Annotated in this window: 1 protein-coding gene and 1 pseudogene; one reads left to right on the top strand and one right to left on the bottom strand. The window is 58.0% G+C overall.

Annotated features, from left to right (window positions below):
- The coding region (locus MKK53_RS04525; protein WP_243927275.1) for an EAL domain-containing protein at positions 1-314 on the top strand (314 nt) is incomplete at its 5' end.
- A gap of 92 nt (positions 315-406) precedes the next feature.
- Here the strand turns inward: MKK53_RS04525 and MKK53_RS04530 are convergent.
- A pseudogene (locus MKK53_RS04530) lies at positions 407-528 on the bottom strand (IS630 family transposase); the annotation flags it as partial.

The following is a 528-nucleotide window of genomic DNA, read 5'->3' on the forward strand; positions in this document are numbered from 1 at the left end:
CGTACGCCTCGCTCAGTTTACTCCAGCGCTTCCCGCTGACGCGTCTCACGATCGACCGCGGCTTCGTGAACGGCCTTTGCAGCCACCGGCGAGATGCCGCAATTGTGAGGGCGGTGATCGACCTCAGCCGACGTTTCGGTCTGCAGGTAATTGCTGAGGGCGTCGAGACTCATGAGCAGCGTCAGCGTTTCATCGCGAAGGGATGCCATGAGGCGCAAGGCTATCTGTTTGGTCGGCCAATGCCTGCAGCGGAGTTCATCACGCGCTTTATAGGCGCGCCATCAGTCTCACGTTTGCCGTCGAGCGCGGCATAGCTAAGCAGTCTGAGGCTAGCGGTAAGCTTCAGACTAGAACGTGGTACATACGGACCGCATCAATTAATAATTTCCACTAGAGCGTTTTCGGTTTAATCTAGGTCATAGCCTGCCGCAGCGAAGAAGTTGGCGCTTTCGTCTGGGGTGACAGTGTCGATGAGCTGTCCGATGGCCGACCATAGCCCTTCGACGGTGCGCTCGGCGGCTTTGCGCA

The organism is Methylobacterium sp. J-076 (assembly GCF_022829405.1).
Classification (GTDB): Bacteria; Pseudomonadota; Alphaproteobacteria; order Rhizobiales; family Beijerinckiaceae; genus Methylobacterium.